The 21,148-nt window shown below is 71.7% G+C and carries 20 protein-coding genes and 1 tRNA gene; 7 read left to right on the top strand and 14 right to left on the bottom strand.

The features are described 5' to 3' along the window. Window positions 1-5 precede the first annotated feature (5 nt). From ABZ806_RS02830 to mscL, 5 genes are all read left to right on the top strand, one after another. On the top strand, window positions 6-377 hold the full coding sequence (locus ABZ806_RS02830) for an FmdB family zinc ribbon protein (protein WP_500214908.1): 372 nt from the start codon (window positions 6-8) through the stop codon (window positions 375-377). Between the two features lie 340 nt (window positions 378-717). Continuing rightward, entirely contained in the window at window positions 718-2,844 is a 2,127-nt protein-coding gene (locus ABZ806_RS02825) for an MMPL family transporter (protein ID WP_500214907.1), read from the top strand. A gap of 131 nt (window positions 2,845-2,975) precedes the next feature. Continuing rightward, window positions 2,976-3,797 (top strand): S-methyl-5'-thioadenosine phosphorylase, encoded by an 822-nt coding sequence (locus ABZ806_RS02820; RefSeq protein ID WP_500214906.1) that lies wholly within the window; start codon window positions 2,976-2,978, stop codon window positions 3,795-3,797. After that, window positions 3,794-4,588, top strand: a complete 795-nt coding sequence (locus ABZ806_RS02815; RefSeq protein WP_500214905.1) for an SAF domain-containing protein — start codon at window positions 3,794-3,796, stop codon at window positions 4,586-4,588. The genes ABZ806_RS02820 and ABZ806_RS02815 overlap by 4 nt, the downstream gene beginning before the upstream one ends. A 152-nt stretch (window positions 4,589-4,740) precedes the next feature. Beyond that, window positions 4,741-5,169, top strand: a complete 429-nt coding sequence (gene mscL / locus ABZ806_RS02810; RefSeq protein WP_500214904.1) for a large conductance mechanosensitive channel protein MscL — start codon at window positions 4,741-4,743, stop codon at window positions 5,167-5,169. Window positions 5,170-5,204: 35 nt separating this feature from the next. Here mscL and ABZ806_RS02805 read toward each other — a convergent pair whose 3' ends face one another. Together ABZ806_RS02805 and ABZ806_RS02800 are read right to left on the bottom strand one after the other, a co-directional pair. After that, complete coding sequence (locus tag ABZ806_RS02805) at window positions 5,205-6,239, bottom strand: D-alanyl-D-alanine carboxypeptidase family protein (RefSeq protein WP_500214903.1); 1,035 nt, start codon at window positions 6,237-6,239, stop codon at window positions 5,205-5,207. Window positions 6,240-6,321: 82 nt separating this feature from the next. Continuing rightward, the gene (locus tag ABZ806_RS02800; protein WP_500214902.1) at window positions 6,322-6,765 is read right to left on the bottom strand and encodes a hypothetical protein; all 444 of its coding nucleotides are present in this window, start codon (window positions 6,763-6,765) and stop codon (window positions 6,322-6,324) included. Window positions 6,766-6,897: 132 nt separating this feature from the next. Here ABZ806_RS02800 and ABZ806_RS02795 point away from each other — a divergent pair. Beyond that, window positions 6,898-6,973, top strand: a tRNA-Arg gene (locus ABZ806_RS02795). A gap of 660 nt (window positions 6,974-7,633) precedes the next feature. Here the strand turns inward: ABZ806_RS02795 and ABZ806_RS02790 are convergent. The 11 genes from ABZ806_RS02790 to ABZ806_RS02740 all read right to left on the bottom strand — a co-directional run bounded on the left by ABZ806_RS02790 (window position 7,634) and on the right by ABZ806_RS02740 (window position 18,361). Next, window positions 7,634-8,230, bottom strand: a complete 597-nt coding sequence (locus ABZ806_RS02790; RefSeq protein ID WP_500214901.1) for a cysteine hydrolase family protein — start codon at window positions 8,228-8,230, stop codon at window positions 7,634-7,636. After that, window positions 8,227-8,943 (bottom strand): FadR/GntR family transcriptional regulator, encoded by a 717-nt coding sequence (locus ABZ806_RS02785; protein ID WP_500214900.1) that lies wholly within the window; start codon window positions 8,941-8,943, stop codon window positions 8,227-8,229. Before ABZ806_RS02785 ends, ABZ806_RS02790 begins: the two co-directional genes overlap by 4 nt. Window positions 8,944-9,267: 324 nt before the next feature. Continuing rightward, window positions 9,268-9,627: an extradiol ring-cleavage dioxygenase gene (locus tag ABZ806_RS02780; RefSeq protein ID WP_500214899.1), complete on the bottom strand. Its 360-nt coding sequence runs from the start codon at window positions 9,625-9,627 to the stop codon at window positions 9,268-9,270. Then, window positions 9,624-10,472: a DODA-type extradiol aromatic ring-opening family dioxygenase gene (locus tag ABZ806_RS02775; protein ID WP_500214898.1), complete on the bottom strand. Its 849-nt coding sequence runs from the start codon at window positions 10,470-10,472 to the stop codon at window positions 9,624-9,626. The genes ABZ806_RS02780 and ABZ806_RS02775 overlap by 4 nt, the downstream gene beginning before the upstream one ends. After that, on the bottom strand, window positions 10,465-11,346 hold the full coding sequence (locus tag ABZ806_RS02770; RefSeq protein ID WP_500214897.1) for a creatininase family protein: 882 nt from the start codon (window positions 11,344-11,346) through the stop codon (window positions 10,465-10,467). The genes ABZ806_RS02775 and ABZ806_RS02770 overlap by 8 nt, the downstream gene beginning before the upstream one ends. Further along, a complete protein-coding gene (locus ABZ806_RS02765) occupies window positions 11,343-12,527 on the bottom strand; it encodes an ABC transporter substrate-binding protein (protein ID WP_500214896.1) in 1,185 nt (394 codons plus the stop codon). The genes ABZ806_RS02770 and ABZ806_RS02765 overlap by 4 nt, the downstream gene beginning before the upstream one ends. A gap of 151 nt (window positions 12,528-12,678) precedes the next feature. Continuing rightward, window positions 12,679-13,671 (bottom strand): LacI family DNA-binding transcriptional regulator, encoded by a 993-nt coding sequence (locus tag ABZ806_RS02760; protein ID WP_500214895.1) that lies wholly within the window; start codon window positions 13,669-13,671, stop codon window positions 12,679-12,681. Continuing rightward, entirely contained in the window at window positions 13,668-15,176 is a 1,509-nt protein-coding gene (locus tag ABZ806_RS02755; RefSeq protein ID WP_500214894.1) for a glycoside hydrolase family 1 protein, read from the bottom strand. The genes ABZ806_RS02760 and ABZ806_RS02755 overlap by 4 nt, the downstream gene beginning before the upstream one ends. Before the next feature lie 34 nt (window positions 15,177-15,210). Beyond that, window positions 15,211-16,092 (bottom strand): carbohydrate ABC transporter permease, encoded by an 882-nt coding sequence (locus ABZ806_RS02750; RefSeq protein WP_500214968.1) that lies wholly within the window; start codon window positions 16,090-16,092, stop codon window positions 15,211-15,213. Continuing rightward, window positions 16,092-17,063 carry a carbohydrate ABC transporter permease gene (locus ABZ806_RS02745; protein WP_500214893.1) on the bottom strand — a complete coding sequence of 324 codons (972 nt, stop codon included), beginning with the start codon at window positions 17,061-17,063 and terminating at the stop codon, window positions 16,092-16,094. The genes ABZ806_RS02750 and ABZ806_RS02745 overlap by 1 nt, the downstream gene beginning before the upstream one ends. Beyond that, window positions 17,060-18,361 carry an ABC transporter substrate-binding protein gene (locus tag ABZ806_RS02740; RefSeq protein ID WP_500214892.1) on the bottom strand — a complete coding sequence of 434 codons (1,302 nt, stop codon included), beginning with the start codon at window positions 18,359-18,361 and terminating at the stop codon, window positions 17,060-17,062. The genes ABZ806_RS02745 and ABZ806_RS02740 overlap by 4 nt, the downstream gene beginning before the upstream one ends. Before the next feature lie 288 nt (window positions 18,362-18,649). Here ABZ806_RS02740 and ABZ806_RS02735 point away from each other — a divergent pair, with 288 nt between their 5' ends. Beyond that, complete coding sequence (locus tag ABZ806_RS02735) at window positions 18,650-20,047, top strand: glycoside hydrolase family 16 protein (protein WP_500214891.1); 1,398 nt, start codon at window positions 18,650-18,652, stop codon at window positions 20,045-20,047. 109 nt (window positions 20,048-20,156) lie between these two features. Here the strand turns inward: ABZ806_RS02735 and ABZ806_RS02730 are convergent, their stop codons facing one another. Next, window positions 20,157-21,110, bottom strand: a complete 954-nt coding sequence (locus tag ABZ806_RS02730) for an ArsR/SmtB family transcription factor (RefSeq protein WP_500214890.1) — start codon at window positions 21,108-21,110, stop codon at window positions 20,157-20,159. Window positions 21,111-21,148: the final 38 nt, after the last annotated feature.

Raw genomic sequence — 21,148 nt, 5'->3', positions numbered from 1 at the left:
GAACCGTGCCGACGTATCAGTACGTTTGCACCGAGTGCGGCGAGCCGCTGGAGGTCGTGCAGAAGTTCAGCGACGACGCGCTGACCGAATGCCCGGCATGCAGCGGCAGGCTCCGCAAGGTCTTCTCCGCGGCGGGGATCATCTTCAAGGGGTCGGGCTTCTACCGCACGGACAGCCGCGGCTCCGGCAAGTCGTCCTCGACCGTGGGCTCGTCGTCCAACGGGTCGTCGAGCGAGTCGTCCGGCGGCTCCTCGGGCGGTGACTCGGGCGCGTCGTCCTCGTCGTCCGCTGACTCGCCGTCCTCGTCGTCGTCCGGCGGCGACTCCTCGTCGTCGGGCAAGTCGTCCGGCAAGTCCTCGTCCGAAAAGGTCGCCTGACCTCCTAGGACCTTCTTGACGCCCACCGGGGGATCCCATCCGCGGGTCCCCCGGCTTTCGGCGTTCCGGCCGCCGGCTACATCTCAAGAGGTAGTCGGCGGCTTTCTCATGCCCCGCGCGAAGTAGCCGCGTTCACTTCTCACGCCGGAGGCGCGGACGCGTCCCCCTGGCGACGATTGAGGGGATGGGAGTCCAGCCCCCGCGGTTCGGGCCCCCATCGCCTGACGCCCGCCGTCCACCGCCTCGGAATCTCGCGATAGTACTTGACTTTTTCTCGCCGATCGAGAGAGTCTGAGGCAACGCGACATATCTTGATTTGCAGCGCCTTCGGGAGAAGAACATGAGCGCACCAAGCCCGGCCCCGCCGGGACCACCCGCCCGCCGGCTGGCCGGACTCGTCGCCGGACGACGCAGCAAGTGGGCCGTCCTGGCCGTCTGGGTCGTCCTGCTGATGGCACTCGGTCCGCTCGCCGGCAAGCTCGGCGACGTGGAGGAGAACGACGCGGCGGCATGGCTGCCCGCCGGAGCCGAGTCCACGCAGGTCGTCCAGATGGAGGAGCAGTTCCGCAAGGACGAGACGATGCCCGCCGTCATCGTCTACGAGCGCTCCGGCGGGCTCACCGCGGCGGACCGCGCCAAGGCCGCCTCGGACGTGACCGCACTGCAGAAGCTCCCCGGGGCGCAGCAGGTGCAGGGGCCGTTCGCGTCCAAGGACGGCAAGGCCCTGCAGACGTTCGTGCCGCTCACCGACGAGGACATCACCGGAGCCGTCGACAGTGCGCGGGACATCGCCAAGCGCGGGCCTCCCGGGCTGGCCGCGCACGTCACCGGACCCGCCGGCAGCGGCGCCGACATGTTCGAGGTCTTCCAGAGCCTCGACGGCTTCCTGCTCATGGCCGCGGGCCTCGTCGTCATCGTCCTGCTGCTCTTCATCTACCGCAGCCCCATCCTGTGGTTCGTCCCGGTACTCAGTGCCGTCTTCGCCCTGGGGCTGGCCCAGTCGACGGTGTACCTGCTCGCCAAGTACGCCGACCTCACGGTCAACGGGCAGAGCGCCGGGATCCTGACCGTCCTCGTCTTCGGGGTCGCGACCGACTACGCCCTGCTGCTCGTCGCCCGCTACCGGGAGGAACTCCACCGCCACGAGGACCGGCACGAGGCCATGGCCTTCGCGCTGCGCCGCGCGGCGCCCGCCATCATCGCGTCCGCCGCGACGGTCGCGGTCGGCCTGCTGTGCCTGCTGCTCGCCGACATGAACTCGACGTCCGGCCTGGGCCCGGTCGCCGCCGCCGGTGTCCTCACCGCGCTCGCCGCCATGACCACGCTGCTGCCGGCCCTCCTGGTCATCTTCGGCCGCTGGCTGTTCTGGCCGCTCGTCCCCCGGTACGACGAGAAGTACCTCAAGCCGGAGGCGTACGAGGCTGAGCACAGCGTGTGGAGCCGCGTGGCCGCCCTGGTGGGCCGGCGCCCGCGCGCGCTCTGGGCCGTCACCATGCTGGGCCTGGTCGTGCTCACCCTCGGGCTGGGGACGCTCAAGGCGGACGGCCTGTCGGACGCTGGACAGTTCACCGGCACACCCGACTCGGTGAAGGGCTCCGCGTCCGTCGCCCGGCACTTCCCGGCCGGGTCGGGCTCCCCCGCCGTCGTCATCGGCCGGGCCCCGGCGTCCGAGCAGATCGCCCAGACCGTGCGCGGGACGTCCGGCGTCGCCGAACTCGGACCGCCGATGACCGTGAACGGCCTGGTCAAGTACGAGGCGGTGCTGAAGGACCCGGCCGACAGCGCGGCCGCCCGCACGACCATCGACCGGCTGCGCGCCGCCGTGCACGACGTCCCGTCCGCGGACGCGAAGGTGGGCGGCACGACCGCGACGTCGCTGGACATCAAGCGCGCCTCCGCCCGCGACAACAAGGTGATCATCCCGATCGTGCTGGCCGTGGTGCTCCTGATCCTCATCGCGCTGCTGCGCGCCGTCGTCGCGCCGCTGCTGATGATCGGCACCGTCGTGCTGTCGTTCCTGGCCTCGCTCGGCGCCTGCGCGGTCATCTTCCAGCAGGGCTTCGGGTTCGAGGGCACCGACGCCGGCTTCCCGCTGCTGGCCTTCATCTTCCTGGTCGCGCTCGGGGTCGACTACAACATCTTCCTCATGCACCGCGTCCGGGAGGAGTCGCAGGCGCTCGGCACCCGCCGCGGCATCCGGCGCGGCCTCACCGTGACCGGCGGCGTGATCACCTCGGCCGGGCTGGTGCTGGCGGCCACGTTCGCGTCCATGGTCACGCTGCCGCTCGTGAGCATGGTCGAGATGGGCTTCGTGGTCGCGTTCGGCGTCCTGCTGGACACCCTCGTCGTGCGGTCGCTGCTGCTGCCGGCCCTGGCGCACGACATCGGACGGCGGATCTGGGCGCCGGGACGCCTCGCCGCGAAGGAGCCGGCCGCCGAGCCGCGGGTCCTGGACCCGGTCGGCTGACCGACTCCCGGCTCCGGCCGGGACGGGGAAGCGAGGGGTCCGGCCGGGCGCGGCCGGGCCCCTTCGCCGAGTTATCCACAATCGGCGAACGTCCTGCCGCCTCTGGCCGGGCGGTGGCTAGTGTCGGCGGCATGCCAACTTTCGGTTCCCAGCCCGCCGCCGAGATCGGGGTCATCGGCGGCTCGGGGTTCTACTCGTTCCTCGACGACATCGAGGAAGTCCGGGTCGACACCCCGTACGGCCCGCCGAGCGACCCCATCGCGGTCGGCGACCTCGCCGGCCGCCGGGTCGCGTTCGTCCCCCGGCACGGCCGCGACCACCGGTTCCCGCCGCACCGGATCCCCTACCGGGCCAACCTGTGGGCGCTGCGCTCCCTCGGCGTCCGGCAGGTCCTCGCGCCCTCCGCCGTCGGCTCCCTGACGCCCGCCTACGGGCCCGGCACGCTCGCCGTCCCCGACCAACTCGTCGACCGGACGTCCGGACGCGACCAGACCTACTACGACGAGGGCGCCGCCGTCCACGTGTCGTTCTCCGACCCGTACTGCCCCTCCGGCCGCCGCGCCGCCACCGAATCCGCCGGCGCCGCCGGCTGGGATCCGGTCGACCGCGGCACCCTCGTCGTCATCGAGGGCCCGCGCTTCTCCACCCGCGCCGAGTCCCAGTGGTTCGCCTCCCAGGGCTGGACGCTGATCGGCATGACCGGGCACCCGGAGGCCGTCCTCGCCCGCGAACTCGCGCTCTGCTACACCTCCCTCTGCCTCGTCACCGACCTCGACGCGGGCATCGAGGAGGGCGAGGGCGTCACCATGCAGGAGGTGCTCGGCGTCTTCGGCGAGAACATCGGCCGCCTCCGCACCCTCGTCGCCGACGTGGTCAAGGCGCTGCCGACCGAACGGACCTGCCCCTGCCCCAACGTCCTGGACGGCATGGAACTCCCCCTGGAGCTGCCGTGAGCCCCCGGTTAGCCCGCCTGCGGCGGCCCCTGGCGTCCCTGTTCGCCGCGGCCGCCGCCGGCCTCGCCCTGCTGGCCCTGCGCCCCGGCCCGGGCCCGTCCGTCCGCGTCCTGGCCGCCGCCCGCGACCTCCCCGCGGGCACGACCCTGGCCCCCGCCGACCTCCGCCACGTCGATCTCCCTCCTCCAGCGGTGCCGGCCGGCGCGTTCCGCTCATCCGCCGTGGGCCACGTCCTCGCGGGCCCGATGCGCAAGGGCGAACCCCTGACCGACGCCCGCGTCCTGGGCGACGCCCTCCTCCAGGGCTACGGCCCGGGCACGGTCGCCGCCCCGATCCGCATAGCCGACCCGGCCGCCGCCCACCTGCTCCACCCCGGCGACCGCATAGACGTCCTCTCAACCCCGACCCCCGACCCCATGCCCCTGCCACCGGCCGAAGAAGCGCCCACTCACCTCCCCACCACCGCCGAACACACCCGCACCACCACACCAAGGCTCACCGCACTCGCAGCAGCCCCCACCGCACGCACCCCAACCCACACCACCGCCCCCCGACCCGCCACACCCGTGTCCACCTCCGCCCTGCCCACCTCTGTCCTCGCCGCGTCCCCCACGGGGCCAGGCTGGCGCGGCGCCCGAGTCGTGGTGTCAGGGGTACCGGTCGTAGCGATCCCGCCACCGGCCGAGGACGGGCAGGAGGGCGCCTTGATCGTCCTGGCGACCGACAGAGCCCAGGCCCTGGCCCTCGCGGCAGCCACCCCACCCCTGTCTCTGACCATCACCGCGAGCTAGCCGGCCACCTCCACCGGGGCGGCGGTCAACGCGCGAGGTTCGCGGTGCGGGGATCGTTTTTAGGCATGCGGAGGAAGCCAATACGATCCGTAGCCGTACGGTGCCCTCGTCAGCCAGGAGGGCGCTCCCCCGATCTCCCCTGGAGTACATACATGAGCGGATTCAAGAAGTTCCTCCTCCGCGGGAACCTGGTCGACCTCGCGGTCGCGTTCGTCGTCGGTGCCGCGTTCGCGGGACTGGTGAAGGACTTCGCGAGTTCGTTCATCACCCCGCTGATCGCGCTCATCGGAGGTAAGCCGGACTACACCCGGCTGGCCGTCACCATCAACGGCACGACGTTCCCCTACGGGGTCTTCGTCACCTCCGCGATCGCGTTCGCCATCACGGCGGTGATCGTCTACTTCCTGGTCGTCCTGCCGACGGCGAAGCTGATCGAGCGGCTGGACCGCGGCAAGGAGGCCACCGAGCGCGAGTGCCCGCAGTGCCTCAGCGAGATCCCGGTGAAGGCCCGCCGCTGCCGCTACTGCACGGCGGAGATCGTCCCCGCCACCGAGGTCCCGTCCTACCACCCGCACCGGTAACCCCTACCGGCCGTACGGACGCCGGGCGCCGGGGATCACTCGTCCTCGGTCCCGAACTCCCAGTGCCAAGGCTCGAACGGATTGCTGTAGGCCCACGCCGGATGAATCCAGCCGTACTTGCCGGCGTGGGCCTCCATCCAGTTGAACTGGGCCGAACCCGAGTTCTGGACGCCGCCGCACAGGTCCAGGGCCTGCCCCTTGCCGTGGTTGCTCGTCCCGGGGACGGCCGCGAAACCGGGGCGCCGCGCGTAGACCGAGTGCTGTTCGGACAGGCTCCGGTAGGCGTCCGTCACGCACATATCGCGGCCGAACCGGCGCTTGTACGCGGCGTTGAGCTTGTAGAAGGCCAGCGCCGCGTCCGCCCGCAGCTTGTGCCCGCCCTTCTGCGGCAGCGGGCACAGATACTTCGACGGGATCAGCCCGTTGGGGAACTTCTTGGCGTCCGCGGCGAGGCTCTTGTCGCAGCCGAGTTCGAGCCGCTTCTGCCGGGACACCGCCAGCTTGTCGAGCATCGCGTTGAGCTGCTTGGTCAGCTGCGCCGACTTGTTCTTCAGCCCGTCCACCTCCTGCTGGAGGCGGGTCTGCTCCACCGCGTTGCGCGACTGCAGTTCCTGCGCGGTGGACGCGAGCCGCTGCCGGCGCTTCTGCAGCTCGTCGGCACGGTCCACGAGCGCCTGCTGCGACCGTGCGAGCAACGTCACGTCGGCCGTCGACCGCAGTGCCTGGCTCGGATCGCCGCCCCCGAAGATCGCCATCGAGCCGGCCGCGCCGCTCTGCTGGTACGACGAGTTCGCCAGCCTGGCCAGCGGCCCCCGGATCTTGTTCAGCTCGGCCTCGGCCACGGCGAGGTCCTTCAGGGTGGCGCGCAGCTTCACCTGCGAGGCGGCGAGCTCCTTCTGCCGACCCTTCATCTGATCGGTGGCCTTCTCCATCTGGTCACGGGCCTTCGCCGCCTCGCGGCGCAGCGACTCCAGCGTGTCGGCCCGCGTCGCGGCCGCGGCGCCGTGCGGTGAGAGCACCGCCAATACCAGGAAGACCGCGGTCAGCGCCGCCGACCGAGGGTACGGCACGGTGGTTTTCCTCCAGATGCCCAAATGCGGAACAGCGGCAGAACGCTACTACAGGTTCTACGATGACCTGCGCGTAACCGGTTCAACGGTCACGGTAACCGTTCCGCTCGCACCACCGGCGCATCCACCAGACATCGTCCCATCCGGACGGGCACGGCCGGCGCACCCGCCCCGTCGGAGACGGGGTCGGCGCCCGGGTCACGGCCTTCCGCGGTTTCGGCGCCGGCGCGGGCACCCGCTTCGGGACCGCCTTCGTCGCCGCCTGCTGCTCCGACTCGGGCGGCACGTACCTCCCGTACGTCGGCTCGGTCTCCGGCGTGGCCGGCGCCACATGCTGCACCGGCGTACCCGCAGTCTCCGGCCGCTCCGGGACGCGTCCCTCCCGCAGCCCGACCGCGATCACGGACGCCACCACGACGGGGACCAGGAAGGCACCGGCGATCACCGCGGCCCGTCTGCCCCGGGACGTGCGCTCTTCCACCTCGTCCTCGGCCGCCTTGGGCTGCCCGCGATGCCGTCCCGTCACGGCACCGAAGCGTACCCACACCGGCCCCACCGGGCCTAGAGCCCCGGCCACCCCATAAGAAGAAGCGCACACGGGTCCCTTTCCCCTACCCTGTACCTGCCGTCCGCTACGCTCTAGCGCGAGCGACGACACGCCTCCGTAGCTCAGGGGATAGAGCACCGCTCTCCTAAAGCGGGTGTCGCAGGTTCGAATCCTGCCGGAGGCGCCACCACCGAAACGCGCCGACCAGCCGAAACACAACGGCCGGACGCCGCGTCCGCCGTTCCGGCAGATCATCACGCCCCAGATGTCGACGCGTTGGCGGCACCATCCCGCCCATGCGCGGCCCCCGCACCACACGAACGCCGCGATCATGGCGTCCGCGTCCTCAACGTGTAGACGTCCACGGTGAAAGCAGCCGAAGCGCAGCCGAGGCGACCTTGAGGAGGTCCACCCCGGCGCGAGGGGCATCGCCACCAAGCCACGCCGCAGGCCGCGCAGGCCAACGACGAACGCCACCCCGATCAGGGGCAGCAGTCCGCTCGTGCGGCGAACAGCATCGCCGCCAGGCCGCGCCGAACAGGCCCCGCCGGACAGGCCGGGCCGTTGGTCGTGATTGGTGGTCATGAACGCCGGCCCGGTTCCGGCGCGGCGATTCGCCGGTGCGCGGCGCGACAACGCCACCGGGCCCGGCCGTAGGGCGTGCAGGGTGGCGGTGAACGCCAGGCCCGTTCCGGGCAGCGGTTCGCCGGGGTGGCGCGCGGCAGCGCCACCGGGCCGGGCCGGTGGTCGTGCGGGGTGGTGGTGGGCGCTAGGTCGGTTTGGGGGTGGTGGTCCGGTGGTTTGGGGAGCGGTATTGGTGCCGGGGCTGGACCGGGGTGGGTTGGGGTTAGGGGTGGTGGGGGGGTGGTGTGGTTAGCCGGGTGGCTGCTTCGTCTGCGGAGACGACGTCGGCGAAGACTGTGTCCATTAGGCGCAGGCTGTTCTGGTGGAGGTCCTCGAAGTAGCCGGCGACGGCCTCGCGTGGCACGACTGCCTTCAGGTCGCGGAAGAAGGCTGCGCGGACGGTCGACTCTACGCAGAAGTCGGTGCGGACCCCGGCCATCACGAGTGTCTCCACGCCGAGGTCGCGGAGCAGGTCGTCCAGCCCGGTGCGGTGGAAGGCGTCGAAGCGCGGTTTGACGATCTCGTGGTCGCCGGGCGCGCGGTCAAGGCCGGCTACCAGCTCGCAGCCCCACGTTCCGCGTCGCAGGCCGTGCTCGCGTAGGAACGGGCTTCGTTGGGCGAGGAGTCCGACGTCGGCGTCGTCGGCCCATTCCATCCGCACCCAGATGACGGGTCGGCCGGCGGAGCGGGCCGCGGCGGCGAGGGTGTTGACGTTCTGGACGAGGTCGTCCAGCCCGGTGACGCGCAGCCCGGCCCGCGCGAAGACGCCGTCGGGATGGCAGTAGTCGTTCTGCATGTCGATGACGAGGAGCGCGGTCACGCGTCACCTCCGTTCGCGGTGGTCAGGCGGCCGTGGGCGGCGACGGCCGCCTCCAGGCGCTCCGAGTCGCCGGAGGCGATGGCCTCCACCAGTTCCCCGTGGACGGCCGGGCCCGCCACGTGGCGGGTGGCCGGCTCGTCGGGCGTGACGCCGCGCAGCCGGGTCTCCACGAACTCCAGCAGCGAGACGTAGGTGTGCTGGAGGATCTTGTTCGGCGTGATCTCCGCGATGCGGCGGTGCAGCGCCCAGTTCGCCGCGAGGTAGCCGACGCCGCTCTCCGCCGCCGCGGCGGCCATCGCGCCGGAGAGCCGGCGCAGGTCGGCGATGTCGGCCCCGGTGCGGTGCCGCATGGCCTCGCGCGCCAGTAGCGGCTCCAGCGCGTCCCGCATCACCAGGCAGTCGGAGACCGGCACGGAGTCGCCGCTGAGTTCGAGCATCTTGCGGCCGAGCCGGACCAGCGGCGGCGGGGTCGCGACGAAGATCCCGCCCTTCACGCCCGGACGGACCGAGACCGTGCCGCGCGCGCTCAGCAGCCGGACCGCCTCGTTGAACGTCGCGGCGGCCACGTCGAACTCGCGGCGCAGGCTGTCCCTGGTGCCGAGGCGGTGGCCGTTGGGAAGGACGTCCTCGGCGATGCGCGCCTCGATCCGCCTGGCGACGGTCTCGGCGCGGGAGAGGCGGGGCAGGTCGGTCACCGGACTGTCGGTGCTCATCGTGTTCGTCCTTCGCTGCGGTGGGCCGGGCGGGCGGCGGCGGTCGGTACGGCACGGTCGCCGACCGCCGCCGGCGGTGGGGGTGGGCCCGCCGCTCTGCGGCAGGCGGCAGAGGAGGAGGCTGTGCCGGTCGAGTGCGCCGCCCGGGGTGCCCTCGGCGACCCCGGCGGGGCCGGGTTCGTCCGGGCAGGGGTGCGGCTTCCTCGGCCCGGCTGGTGCCGCCTCGGGGCCGGGCCGGTGCCGGGCCTCGTACGGCTGTCGTCGGCGCGCTCGGTCGCCCGCGTTCGCGGACGCGGGGCGGGGCCCGCGTCCGGCGTGGCGCCCCTACTCACCGCGCTCCGCCATGTAGGCCTCGTACCGGTCGCCCAGCAGCGACTTGATCAGCGCGGTCGCGGCGCCGGACGTGCCGGCCTTCTCGCCGGTGCCGTAGATCAGCCGGGCGAGCTGGCCGAGCAGGTAGGGGTGCAGGCCGAGTTCGAACAGCGTCCGGAAGTCGCGGTCCAGGATCGCCGTGCGCTCCTCGGGGGTGAGCGGGTAGGCGTCCAGCACCTCCTTCTCGGACGTCTCGAACCGGGCCCGCAGCTCGCGGTCCCATTTCAGTTCCTGGACGAGGTCGTTGGCCCGCAGCAGCGGGTCGAAGTGCTCGAGTGCCATTTCGGGGGTGTCTCCGGTCGGCGCGGTCATGACAGGTCCCAGCGGACGGCGCCGAAACCGCAGCGCCACTGGTCGACGGCGGCGTAGCCGAGGGCCTTGCACGGGCGGGGCCCGATCGCGCCCATGACGACCATCCAGGACAGCAGTTCGGAGGTGCCGCCCGAGCCGGCCTCCTCCATGCGCTCGAACGTGACGTCGGCCAGGACCCGCTCGTGGTCGCCCTCGACCAGCAGGTCCATCCACCAGCGGTCGAACTTCTCGTCGATCTCCAGGTAGCGGGGGCCGCCGGGCTCGTGGGACAGGCCGCCGGAGCCGAACAGGCCGACCCGCAGCCCGTCGGGCAGGCGGGTCCGGATGGCCTCGCCGAGGGTCTCGCCGAGCCCGTAGCAGACCTTCTCGTCCGGGACGGGCGGGACCGTGCAGTTCTGCAGGACGGGAATGACCGCCACCCCCGTCGAGACGAGGCCGGCCATGGTCGTCGGGACGGACAGGTTGTCGTCGTAGCGAAGGTTCTCGCGGACGGCGCGCACGCGCGGGGCGCAGTCCTTGACGCTCTCGTACAGGATCTCGCCCACGTCGGGACGTCCGGGAAGCTCGTAGTCGGGGACGCGCAGCCACGGCTTGAACCACTCGTCGGGGCCGGTGTGCCGTTCGGCGAGCCCGAAGGTGAAGTCGTTGTAGTCGCTGACGAACCCGTTCGCGATGTGGTCGTTGGCGATGACCAGGAGCACGTCGGTGCGGGATTCCACGATGGCGTCGTGGATCTCGGCGTAGGCGGCGAGGACCGTCTTCTGGTCGCCCTCGGGCGCCTTGTCGAACCAGCCGGTGAGGCCGGGCGCGTGGCTCGCCGCTATGGCGAGGCTGATCTCAGCCATGGTTCCTCCGTCCTTCGTGGGAATGGGACGCCGCCGTGCGCCGCAGGCGGAGCACGATGGCGTCGGCGGCCTGCGCGGAGGCGGTCGCCTGGATCCGGTGTCCTTCCTCGGCGCCGGCCGCGGCCGGGTCGCCGAAGTAGCCCTCGGGCGTGACCCGGCGGGCGTGTTCGAACCCCTGCCGCCAGGTCGCCAGGTCGCCCGGCCCGCGGCCGCTGGGTTCGAGCCGGACGCGGACGTCCTCGCGCACGAGCTTCGGCTGGATGTGCATCATCAGCGACGTCTCCCACTGCCCGGCGTGGACGTCGGGCGGGGCCTCGGGCCGGGCACCGGGCGCGGGCTCGTCCGGCCCGTAGAGCGTGAGGTGCGGGTCGTCCGGGTCGAGGCCGATGCGGCGGGCCAGGGCGGGCTCGGTCACGAAGCTCGCGTCCACGGCCGCGCGCTCGGACGCGGTCCGCACCCCGTCGTGGACGGTGCGGTTGTGCAGTGCGTCGCCGTGCCCGGAGAAGCAGAACACGTGCCGGAACCCGTCGCGGGCCATGCCGGTGAGCAGGTCGGCCATGACCTCCCGCATCAGTTCGGGCCGCACGCCGTAGGACGCGGGGAAGGCTCCCGAGACGACGTTGACGCCCCAGTAGTACGGCGGCATGATCAGCGCCTGCACGCCGCGCTCGGCCAGCCGCGCCTGGACGCCGCGCAGGCGCGCACCGGGAACGTAGACGTCGGTCCCGGTGGGCAGGTGCGGGCCGTGCTGCTCGATCACGCCGAACGCCCAGAGCAGGACCGCTCCCGACCGGGCGGCCCGTTCGACCTCGTACCAGGTCAGCTCCGCCAGCGTGCCGGCGAACACGTCACCGCGGATCCCGTCGCCGCTCATGGCCGGGACTCCTGGGCGAACAGCTCGTCGAGCGGGCCGGTGCCGCCGATGAGGCCGGTCTCGACGGTCAGCTGCGCGAGCGGGGCGACCTCCGCCTTCCCGGCCTCCGGGTTCCAGCCCGGCAGGGTGACCTTGTCGCTGAGGCCCGGCTCCAGCTTCAGGTAGGCGTCCAGGGCCTTCCGGGCCTCGTCCGGGTGGGCCTCGGCGTACGCCATGGACTCCTTCAGCGCGGCGGTGAACCTCTTCACGACGTCGGGGTTCTTCGCCGCGTACTGCTTGGAGGTGAACCAGCCGGCGAACGGCAGGTGCGCGCCCATGCCCGCGTAGCTGACCGGCAGCCGCTTGGCGCCCTGCCCCTCGGCGATCGTGATGAACGGCTCGCTCATCATCGCGGCGTCCACCCGGCCGGCCTCCAGGGTGTCGGGCATCGTGGGGATCGGCACCTCCACCAGTTCGACGTCGCCGCGCTGCAGCCCGTTCTTCTTCAGGACGGACGCGACCGCGACCTCGTTGATGCCCTTGAGCGTGTTGACGGCGACCTTCTTGCCCTTCAGGTCGGCCACCTTCGTGATCTTCGGGTCGCGGGTCATCAGCTGCCCGGACCCGTCGTCCATGACGTCGCCGGACGCGCGGGCGCCGATCGACACCATCGTCACCGGGACGCCCTTCTCCCGGGCCACGAGCAGGCTGACGATGTTGGAGTACCCGAACTGGAGGTCGCCGCTGACCACGGCGGGCACGATGGCGGCGCCGCCCTGCGAGTCCTGCGTGGTGACCTTCAGCTTGTGGCGGGCGAACACGCCGTTGGTGACGCCGAGCTTCACCGGCGCGATGTCGATGATCGGGATGACGCCGAGCTTCACCTCCGCGGTGCCGTCGGCGGCGACCTCCGCGGCGCCGGAGCCGCAGCCGGTGAGGGCCGCCAGAGCCACGGCCGCGGCGGCCGCGCAGGCGGCGAGCGGTGCGGGGCGGTGCCCGCGGTGGCCGCGCTGGAGAAGGGACATGTCGGTACTCCCGAGAGCAGGCGCGCCAGGCGCGGCGAGGTCGTCAGTGGTTCCGGTGCGGGACGGGGCCCGGGGCGAGGTGCGTTCGGCGGCGGCAGCGCTGTGGCACAGTGGGCGGATACCGGCAAGTCCGCTGGTCAGCGGCTTGCCGGCGATGCCGGTCGGCAGGGTCGGCACGGCTCCGCCCCCTCCGGCGACGCGTCCTCATGACGTCCCAACCTAAGGGGCACATTGAATATGTTCAATAAATCGATACGATCTTTTTACGGGCATGCCGAAGGCGGGGACGTGGGATCGTCAACGCGGGCGGGGCCGTTCGGGCCGCCCGTCAGGTGGAGTCGCGGACGACCAGTTCGGTGGGGAAGATCACCGGGGCGGGGTGGCCCTCGAAGCCGGTGAGGAGCATCTGGACGATCGTCCTGGCGACGTCGTCGATGGGCTGCCGGACGGTCGTCAGCGGCGGGTCGGTGAAGCGGGCGGCGTCGATGTCGTCGAAGCCGACGACGGCGACGTCGCCGGGGACGCGGCGGCCCGCCTTCCGCAGGGCGTAGACGGCGCCGATCGCCATCAGGTCGCTCGCGGCGAACACCGCGTCGAGGCCCGGGTCGTCCTCCAGGAGCTGCCGCATCGCGGCCGCGCCCGACTCGCGGGTGAAGTCGCCCATCGCGGCCAGCGAGCGGCGGCCGGTGCCCGACAGGGTGTCGCGGTAGCCGGCCAGGCGGTCCAGGCTCGCGGACATGTCGAGCGGGCCGCTGATAGTGGCGATCCGCCGCCGCCCCCGCGCCAGGAGGTGCTCGACGGCGGCCCGCGCGCCGCCGACGTTGTCGGCGTCGCAGTACGGCGGCCGGGCCGTGGAGACCGGGCGGCCGTGCGACACCACCGGGACGCCCGTCCGCATGAGGGCCGCGGGCAGGGGGTCGGATCCGTGCAGGGAGAGGAGGATGACGCCGTCCACGTGGCCGCCCGCGACGTAACGCTCGACCCTCGTCTGCCCCGCCGGCGACGACGGCATCATGAGCACGGCCTGCCGGTCGGCGGCCTCCAGCTCATGGCTCACCGTCCGGATGACCTGGGAGAAGAAGGGGTCGTCGGAGAAGACGCGGGCGGGCGGCTCGGACACCACCAGCCCGATCGATCCGGTGCGCTGGGTCACCAGGCTCCGGGCCGCCGAGTTCGGGACGTAGCCGAGTTCCTCGACGGCGCGCTGGACGGTCGCGCGGATCTCCGGGTTCACGGTGGCCGATCCGTTGACCACGCGCGACACCGTGGCCCGGGAGACCCCGGCCCTGGCCGCGACGGCCTCCAGCGTGGGACGTTTCACGCCACCTCTCCCCCGAGCCCGTTGCGGGCGATGACGTCACGGAACCACTGCGCGCTGTCCTTGGGCAGGCGGCGCTGGTCGGCGTAGTCGACGTAGACGATGCCGAACCTCTTGCCGTAGCCCTCCGCCCACTCGAAATTGTCCAGGAACGACCATACGAGATACCCCCGCAGGTCCGCACCGGCCGTGAGCGCGGCGTGCGCGGCGCGCAGGTGCGCGTCGAGGTAGCGGATGCGGGCGTCGTCGCGCACCCGCCCGTCCGGGCCGGGGGCGTCGTCGAACGCGGCGCCGTTCTCGGTGACGACGAGCGGCACCCCCGGGTAGTCGCGGCTGAGCCGGATCAGCAGGTCGCCGAGCCCCGCCGGGACGATGGGCCAGCCCATCGCGGTGTGCGGCGGGCCGGCCTGCGGGAACGCGATGCCCTCCGATCCCGGGTAGACCGGGTTCGGCGGCGTGCCGGGCGCGGCGGCGACATAGGTGGGGTTGTAGTAGTTGATGCCGAGCGAGTCGATCGGTTCGGCGATCACGGCCAGGTCGTCGCCGTGGACGTGGTCGAGCCCCCCGTGGCGGGACGCGACCGCCAGCACCGGCCCGGCGTACTCGCCGCGCAGCACCGGGTCGAGGAACTGCCGGTTGAGCATCGCGTCGACGAGCCCGACCGCCGCGGCGTCCGCCTCCGCGGCGCCGGAGGCCCTTGTGGCACCAGACACCCCTGTGGTGCCGGAGACCGCTGTGGTGCCGGAGACCGCTGTGGCTCGGGCTGCCTCTGTGGCGCCAGACACCCCTGTGGCGCCGACGGCGATGATCGGTGCGAGGTTGAGGGTCAGTGAGATTTGTTCGGCGCCGCCGGCGCGGAGCCGGCGGGTGGCGAGGCCGTGCGCGAGGAGCAGGTGGTGGGCGGCGCGGAAGGCGTCGGCGGCGCTGGTCCGGCCGGGGGCGTGCACGCCCGCGCCGTAGCCGAGGTAGGCGGCCACCCACGGCTCGTTGATCGTCGTCCAGGTGTCGACGCGGTCGGCGAGGCGGTCGTGGACGAGGCCCGCGTAGTCGGCGAAGCGCAGGGCGGTGTCGCGGGACGTCCAGCCGCCGAGGTCCTCCAGTGCCTGCGGCAGGTCCCAGTGGTACAGGGTCGCGTACGGCGTGACGCCCGCGTCGAGCAGCGCGTCGACCAGCCGGTCGTAGAAGCCGAGGCCGCGCGGGTCGGCCGGGCCCGAGCCGTCCGGCTGGACGCGCGGCCAGGCGACCGAGAAGCGGTAGGCGTCCAGGCCCAGGCCGGCCATGAGCCGGACGTCGTCGCGGAAGCGGTGGTAGTGGTCGCAGGCGACGTCGCCGGTGTGCCCGCCCGCGACCCTGCCCGGGACGCGGCAGAAGGTGTCCCAGATCGAGGGGCCGCGTCCGTCGTCGCGTGCCGCGCCCTCGATCTGGTAGGCGGCGGTGGCGGCACCCCAGACGAAGCCTGGCGGGAAGGTGAGGGGCCGGTCGTCGGTCTGCGGGGTCGTGGCCGTCATCGTTCTCGTGGTCCCTCTGGTGAGTGGTGACTCGTCATGCCTTGAGAGCGCCGTCCATGATTCCGCTGATGATCTGGCGTCCGAACAGCACGAAGACGGCCAGCAGCGGGAGCGTCGCCACGGCGGTGCCGGTGAACATCAGCGAGTAGTCGGTGTAGTAGGCGCCGTTGAGCAGGTTCAGGGAGTACTGGACGGTGGGGTTGTCGGGGTTGAGCACGGCCAGGGGCCAGATGAACTCGTTCCAGGTCTGCATGAACGTGAACAGCCCGAGGACGGCCATGGCGGGCCGCAGCACCGGCAGGACGACGTTCCAGTAGATGCGGAACGTCGAGCACCCGTCGATGCGTGCGCTCTCGATGAGTTCGTCCGGGACGGCCTGCATCGTGTACTGCCGCATCATGAACACGCCGAAACCGGTGACGAGGAACGGCACGATGACGGCCTGGAGCTTCCCGGTCCATCCGATCTCGGCCATCAGCATGTAGAGCGGGATGATGCCCATCTGGACCGGCACCATCATCGTCGCCAGCATGACCAGCAGCAGGGCCCCGCGCCCGCGGAAGCGCAGCTTGGCGAAGGCGAATCCGGCGAGCGAGGCGAACAGCAGCGTGGACACGGTGACCGTCGTGGCGGCGATCGCCGAGTTGACGAGCCCGAGCGTGAAGTGCGCCTGCTCATTGCCGAACAGCCGGGACAGGTTGCGGCCCAGTTCGCCGCCGGGCGTGAGCGGCGGGGGCGTCGAGCCGACGACGTCGTTGGTGCGGGTCGCGACGACGAACATCCAGTAGATGGGGAACAGCGACAGCACGATCGTCGCGAGGAGCGTGACGCGGGTGAGCGGCCCGGCGTCCCACAGCGCCGCGACGGCGCCGCCGCCGCGCTTGCGCCGCGGCCGCCCCGGCGTCTTCATGATCATCATCTGGTGCCTCCCATCCGCCGCAGCCACAGGAAGTTGAGGAGGGATCCGAGGAGAATGAGCATGAAGAGCATCCAGGAGACGGCGGACGCGTAGCCGTAGTCGAACCGGCGGAACGCGTTCTCGAACATGTACATGGTGACCGTCTGGAACTGCCGCAGCGATCCGCCGGCCATGTCGCCGTTGCCGAACAGCAGCGGCTCGGTGAACAGCTGGAACCCGCCGATCGTGGACACGATCGCGGTGAAGATGATGGTGGGCCGCAGCAGCGGCAGCGTGATCGTCCGGAACTGGCGGGCGCGGGACGCCCCGTCGATCGCCGCCGCCTCGTACAGGTCGCGCGGGATCGACTGCATGGCGGCCAGGTAGATCAGCGCGTTGTAGCCCGTCCACCGCCAGTCGACCATCACCGAGACCGCCAGCCAGGACGTCCAGCGCCGGGCGGCCCAGTCGAGGTGGTCGACCCCGAACCAGCCGAGCACCCAGTTGACGAGGCCGAAGTCCCGGCTGAACAGCTGGCCGAACACGATCGCCACCGCGGCGATCGAGGTGATCATCGGGACGAGCACGCCCATCCGGACGAGCGTCCGCCCCCGCATCCGCTGGTTCAGCGCGTTCGCCAGCACCAGCGCGGCCAGCAGCTGCGGGACGGTGGCGATGACGAACATGCCGACCGTGTTGCGGACGGAGTTCCAGAACTGCGGGTCGGTCAGGACGAGCCGGAAGTTCTCCAGGCCGACGAACTCATGGGCGCCGAGCAGTTCCCAGTCGTGCAGGGCCACCCAGACCGTGTAGCCCATCGGGAACAGCCCGAAGAGGAAGAACAGCAGGAAGTACGGGGAGATGAACAGGTAGGGCGAGAACTTGATGTCCCACCGGGTGAGCGCGGTCCGCGACCGGCGGCGCGGCACCGGGGACCCGGGCGGACCGGCCGCCCGGGGCCCCGTGCGGGAACCGATGGAGATCGTCATCGAGCTTCGCGTTCGGCGTCGTCGAGGGCCTTCTTCCACGCCGCGTCGGGCGCGAGCCTGCCCTGCTCCAGCGCGAGCAGCGCGTCCTCGAAGCGCTGCCCGACCGGGTTGTTGTCGGCGCCCAGGTAGAGCGGCTTGACCGCCTTCGCGCCGGCGGCGTAGATCTCCCCGACCGGGGCGTCGCTGAAGTACGCGTTCTTGAACGACTTCACCGCGGGGTCGTCCAGCGCCTGCGGGGACGACGGCAGGTTGTTGCGCGCCTTGAACGCGGTGATCTGACCGTTCACGCTGGTCAGGTACTTGGCCAGCTCGGCCGCCTCCGTGGCGTGCTTGCTCTGCTTGGGCACCGCGAGGAACGAGCCGCCGCGGCTGCCCGCACCGCCCGGGATCGCCGCGACGTCCCACTTGCCGGACGCGTCCGCACCGGCGTTCTCCTTGATGACGCCGAGCATCCAGGACGGGCACGCGATCGTCGCGAACTTGGCCTGCTTGAAGCCGGAGCCCCAGCTCGGCTCGAACGACTTCAGCCCGGCCGACAGCCCGGCCTCCTGGATCTTCACGGTGGTGTCCCAGGCGTTCTTGATCGCGGGATTGCTCCCGGCGACGAGCTTGCCGGAGCGGTCGAAGAACGTGTAGCCGGCGGTCTGGCTCGCACTCTGCGCGAGGATCGTGTTGTAGAGGTTCACCGAGCCGTCGACGAACTTGGAGTCCTTCACCTTGGCGGAGTACTTCTGGCCGGTGGCGATGTAGTCGTCCCAGGTCGGCCACAGCGCGCCGACCTTCTCCCGGTCGGTCGGCAGGCCCGCCTTCTCGAAGAGGTCGGTGCGGTAGCACATGGCCAGGCCGCCGATGTCGGTGCCGAGGCCGACCAGGTACGTGCCGTCGGGGCTGAGCGCCTGCTTCCACTTCCAGTCGAGGAAGTTGCCCTGGAGCGAGCCGGCGCCGTGGTCGAGCAGGTTCACGAACTTGTCGGGGTGGGCCATGAACTTGGTGAGGATCCCCTCCTCGATGGCGACGACGTCGCCTGCGCCGCTGCCCGCGGCGATCCACTGCTCCAGGCGGGGCAGGTACTCGTCGAGCTGCACCACGTTCCGGTGCTTGATCTTGATGCCGGGGTGGGCGGACTCGTACTGCTTGAACAGGTCCTCGTACCCGAAGGTGCTGAAGGTGTCGACGGTCAGCGTGACCGTGCCGTCCGAGCCGGCGCCGCCGTCTCCGCTCCCGCAGGCGGAGAGGCCGAGCGCCAGGACGGCGGCGGAGACGAGGCTGGGCAGGAGTCGGCGGTGGGCTCTGCGCATGGCTGTCCTCGGTGGGGGTGGGGTCTGGAACCGGCCCGGAACCGGGTGAGAGAGCGCTCTCGCAGAGAATGGCGCCAGCAGGCAGGGCTGTCAAGAGAGCGATTTCTCCCAAGAATCTGACCAGCGATATAACCGATATATGCGCAGATGGGCGCGGCCATCACACTCCAAGGCGCCCGAGAGAGCGCTCTCCAGACTCTTGACGGGCGGGTCTCGGCGGGCGACATTGACCCCACCAGAGGCAGGCGCCCCGCGCCTGCTCCCACCCCCGCTCTGGAGGTCCCCGCCATGACCCCACCGAGACGTCCCCGCCGCTGGCGAAGGTCCGTCCTGGCCGTGCTCGCCGCAGCGCTCCCGGCCGTGCTCGCCACCACCGTGACGGCGCCGACGGCCGGCGCGGCCGTCCCGCCGCCCCCGGACGGCTGGAGCCTGGTCTGGAGCGACGACTTCAACGGCTCCGCCGGACAGCTCCCCTCGTCCGCGAACTGGATCATCGACACCGGCCACGGCTACCCGGGAGGCCCCGGAAACTGGGGCACCGGCGAGATCCAGCGCTACACCGCCGACCCCGCCAACGTCAGCCTGGACGGCGGCGGCAACCTGCGGATAACCCCGATCAAGAGCTCCTCGGGCGAGTGGACGTCGGCCCGCATCGAGACCCAGCGCACCGACTTCAAGCCCGCCGACGGCCGGGTCCTGCGCATCGAGGGACGCGTCCAGATGCCGAACGTCACCGGGAACCAGGCCCTCGGCTACTGGCCGGCGTTCTGGGCGCTGGGCTCCCCGTACCGCGGCAACTACCAGAACTGGCCGGCGATCGGCGAGTTCGACATCATGGAGAACGTCAACGGGATCAACTCCGTCTGGGGCGTCCTGCACTGCGGTGTCAACCCCGGCGGCGCGTGCCAGGAGACGAACGGGCTCGGCGCCAACCGCGCCTGCCCGGGCTCGTCCTGCCAGTCGGCGATGCACACCTACCGCTTCGAGTGGGACCGCAGCGTCAGCCCCAACCAGCTGCGCTGGTACGTGGACGGCCAGCAGTTCCACAGCATCGGCCAGAACCAGCTCGACGCCACCACATGGGCGAACATGACGAGCCACGCCGGCTACTTCCTGCTGCTCAACGTGGCCATGGGCGGCGGCTTCCCCAACGGCGTCGCCGGGTTCGGCACGCCCACCGCGGACACCGTCTCGGGACGTCCGATGGTCGTCGACTACGTCGCGATCTGGCAGAGCGGCGGCGGCACCACCACCCCGCCCCCGACGGGCGGCGGGGTCGACGCCCGCTCGACCATCCAGGCGGAGGGCTACCAGGCCCAGTCGGGCACGCAGCTGGAGAGCACGACCGACAGCGGCGGCGGCCAGGACGTCGGCTACATCAACAACGGCAACTGGCTCCGCTACGACAACGTCGACTTCGGCGGCACCCCGGCCACGCAGTTCAAGGCCAGGGTCGCCTCCGGCGCGCCGGCCGGGGTCAGCGGCCTGGTGCAGGCGCGGCTGGACAGCCCGACCGGGCAGGTGCTCGGCCAGTTCGCCGTCGCCAACACCGGCGGCTGGCAGACCTGGCGGACGGTGCCCGCCAACATGTCCGGAGTGACCGGTAAGCACACCGTCTACATCACGTTCAGCAGCGGACAGCCGGCCGACTTCGTCAACCTCAACTGGTTCACCTTCGCCAGCTGACGGTCACCGGCTGACGGTCAGCGATGCCCGCCGCCGGCCCGCGGGCCCGGCGGCGGGCCCTGCCCCTCACGGGGCCCGCGGGCCTGGCGGCGGGCCCGGTGCGGCGCGGTCACGCGCGGCCGGTGGCGGGGGTCCGGCCGTCGAGGAGGGCGGCGCCGAGGGCGGAGAGGTGATGCAGGACGCGGTTGGCGTCCCGCCGGGAGGTGACGAGCCCGGCGCTGCGCAGCACCGCCGCGTGCTGGCTGGCGCCCGAGACCGATATCCGCAGGCGCCCGGCGATCTCGCTGGTGGTGCGCTCCTCGGCGACGCAGTCCAGGACCTCGGCGCGCGTCCGGCCGAGCAGCGCGACGACGGCTTCGCTCGGACGCGAGGTGGGCGGCGCCCAGATCTGCGCGGCGGCGAGCGGGTCGCGGAGCGCGGGACAGATCAGCAGCAGGGCGGCGTCCGGGTCGCGGAGGGGCGCGTACGCCAGGGGGCGGCTGCGGCAGAACAGGGAGGGTGCGAGCACCACTCCCCTGCCGTTCAGGTGCAGATCGCTTATTCTGTACGGCTGATATCCAGGAATCTCCAGCACCGGCGGTTTCCATTGCAGCATGGGCCGGAGACTGGAAAGCAGGGCATGGACTCCGCCTTCGGCCATGGCCCTTCCGTATGCGTGTTTCTCCGCCTCCAGGTGATCATTGATCCGCGTCCAGTAAGGGCGGAGACCGGCGTCGTAACAGGCCCGGACGGCCGTCGCCAACCGATGTGACGCGTCCTCCTCGTGGCCCAGGTGGCGCAGCCAGGGCGGCCGGCGGCGCGCCATTCCGGGGAAGGTCTCCACCTCGACGCGAAGCGGCTCCAACGGGACGTCCATCACCCGGTCCACGAACTCGTCCCGCTCGCCCACGGCGCCTACCAGGGTGAACAGGTCCAGCGGCGCATGGGACGCATGGGCCAGGAACCGGGCGAGGCCGCGCGCCTCGGGCGGCAGCGCGTCCCCGGCCCGCCGCCGCCAGGCACCGAACGCCACCGCGTCGTCCCGTCGCTGCAGGACCTGCAGGCTCAACTGGGTCTCGGCCAATGGCCCGAGGACGGCGACCCGGACGCGCGCAAGATCTT

The sequence above is a fragment of the Spirillospora sp. NPDC047418 genome (assembly GCF_040643275.1).
In the GTDB taxonomy this organism is placed as follows: Bacteria; Actinomycetota; Actinomycetes; order Streptosporangiales; family Streptosporangiaceae; genus Spirillospora.
Note: the sequence above shows the minus strand (reverse complement) of the source record. Positions and strands in the feature narration are given on the sequence as shown.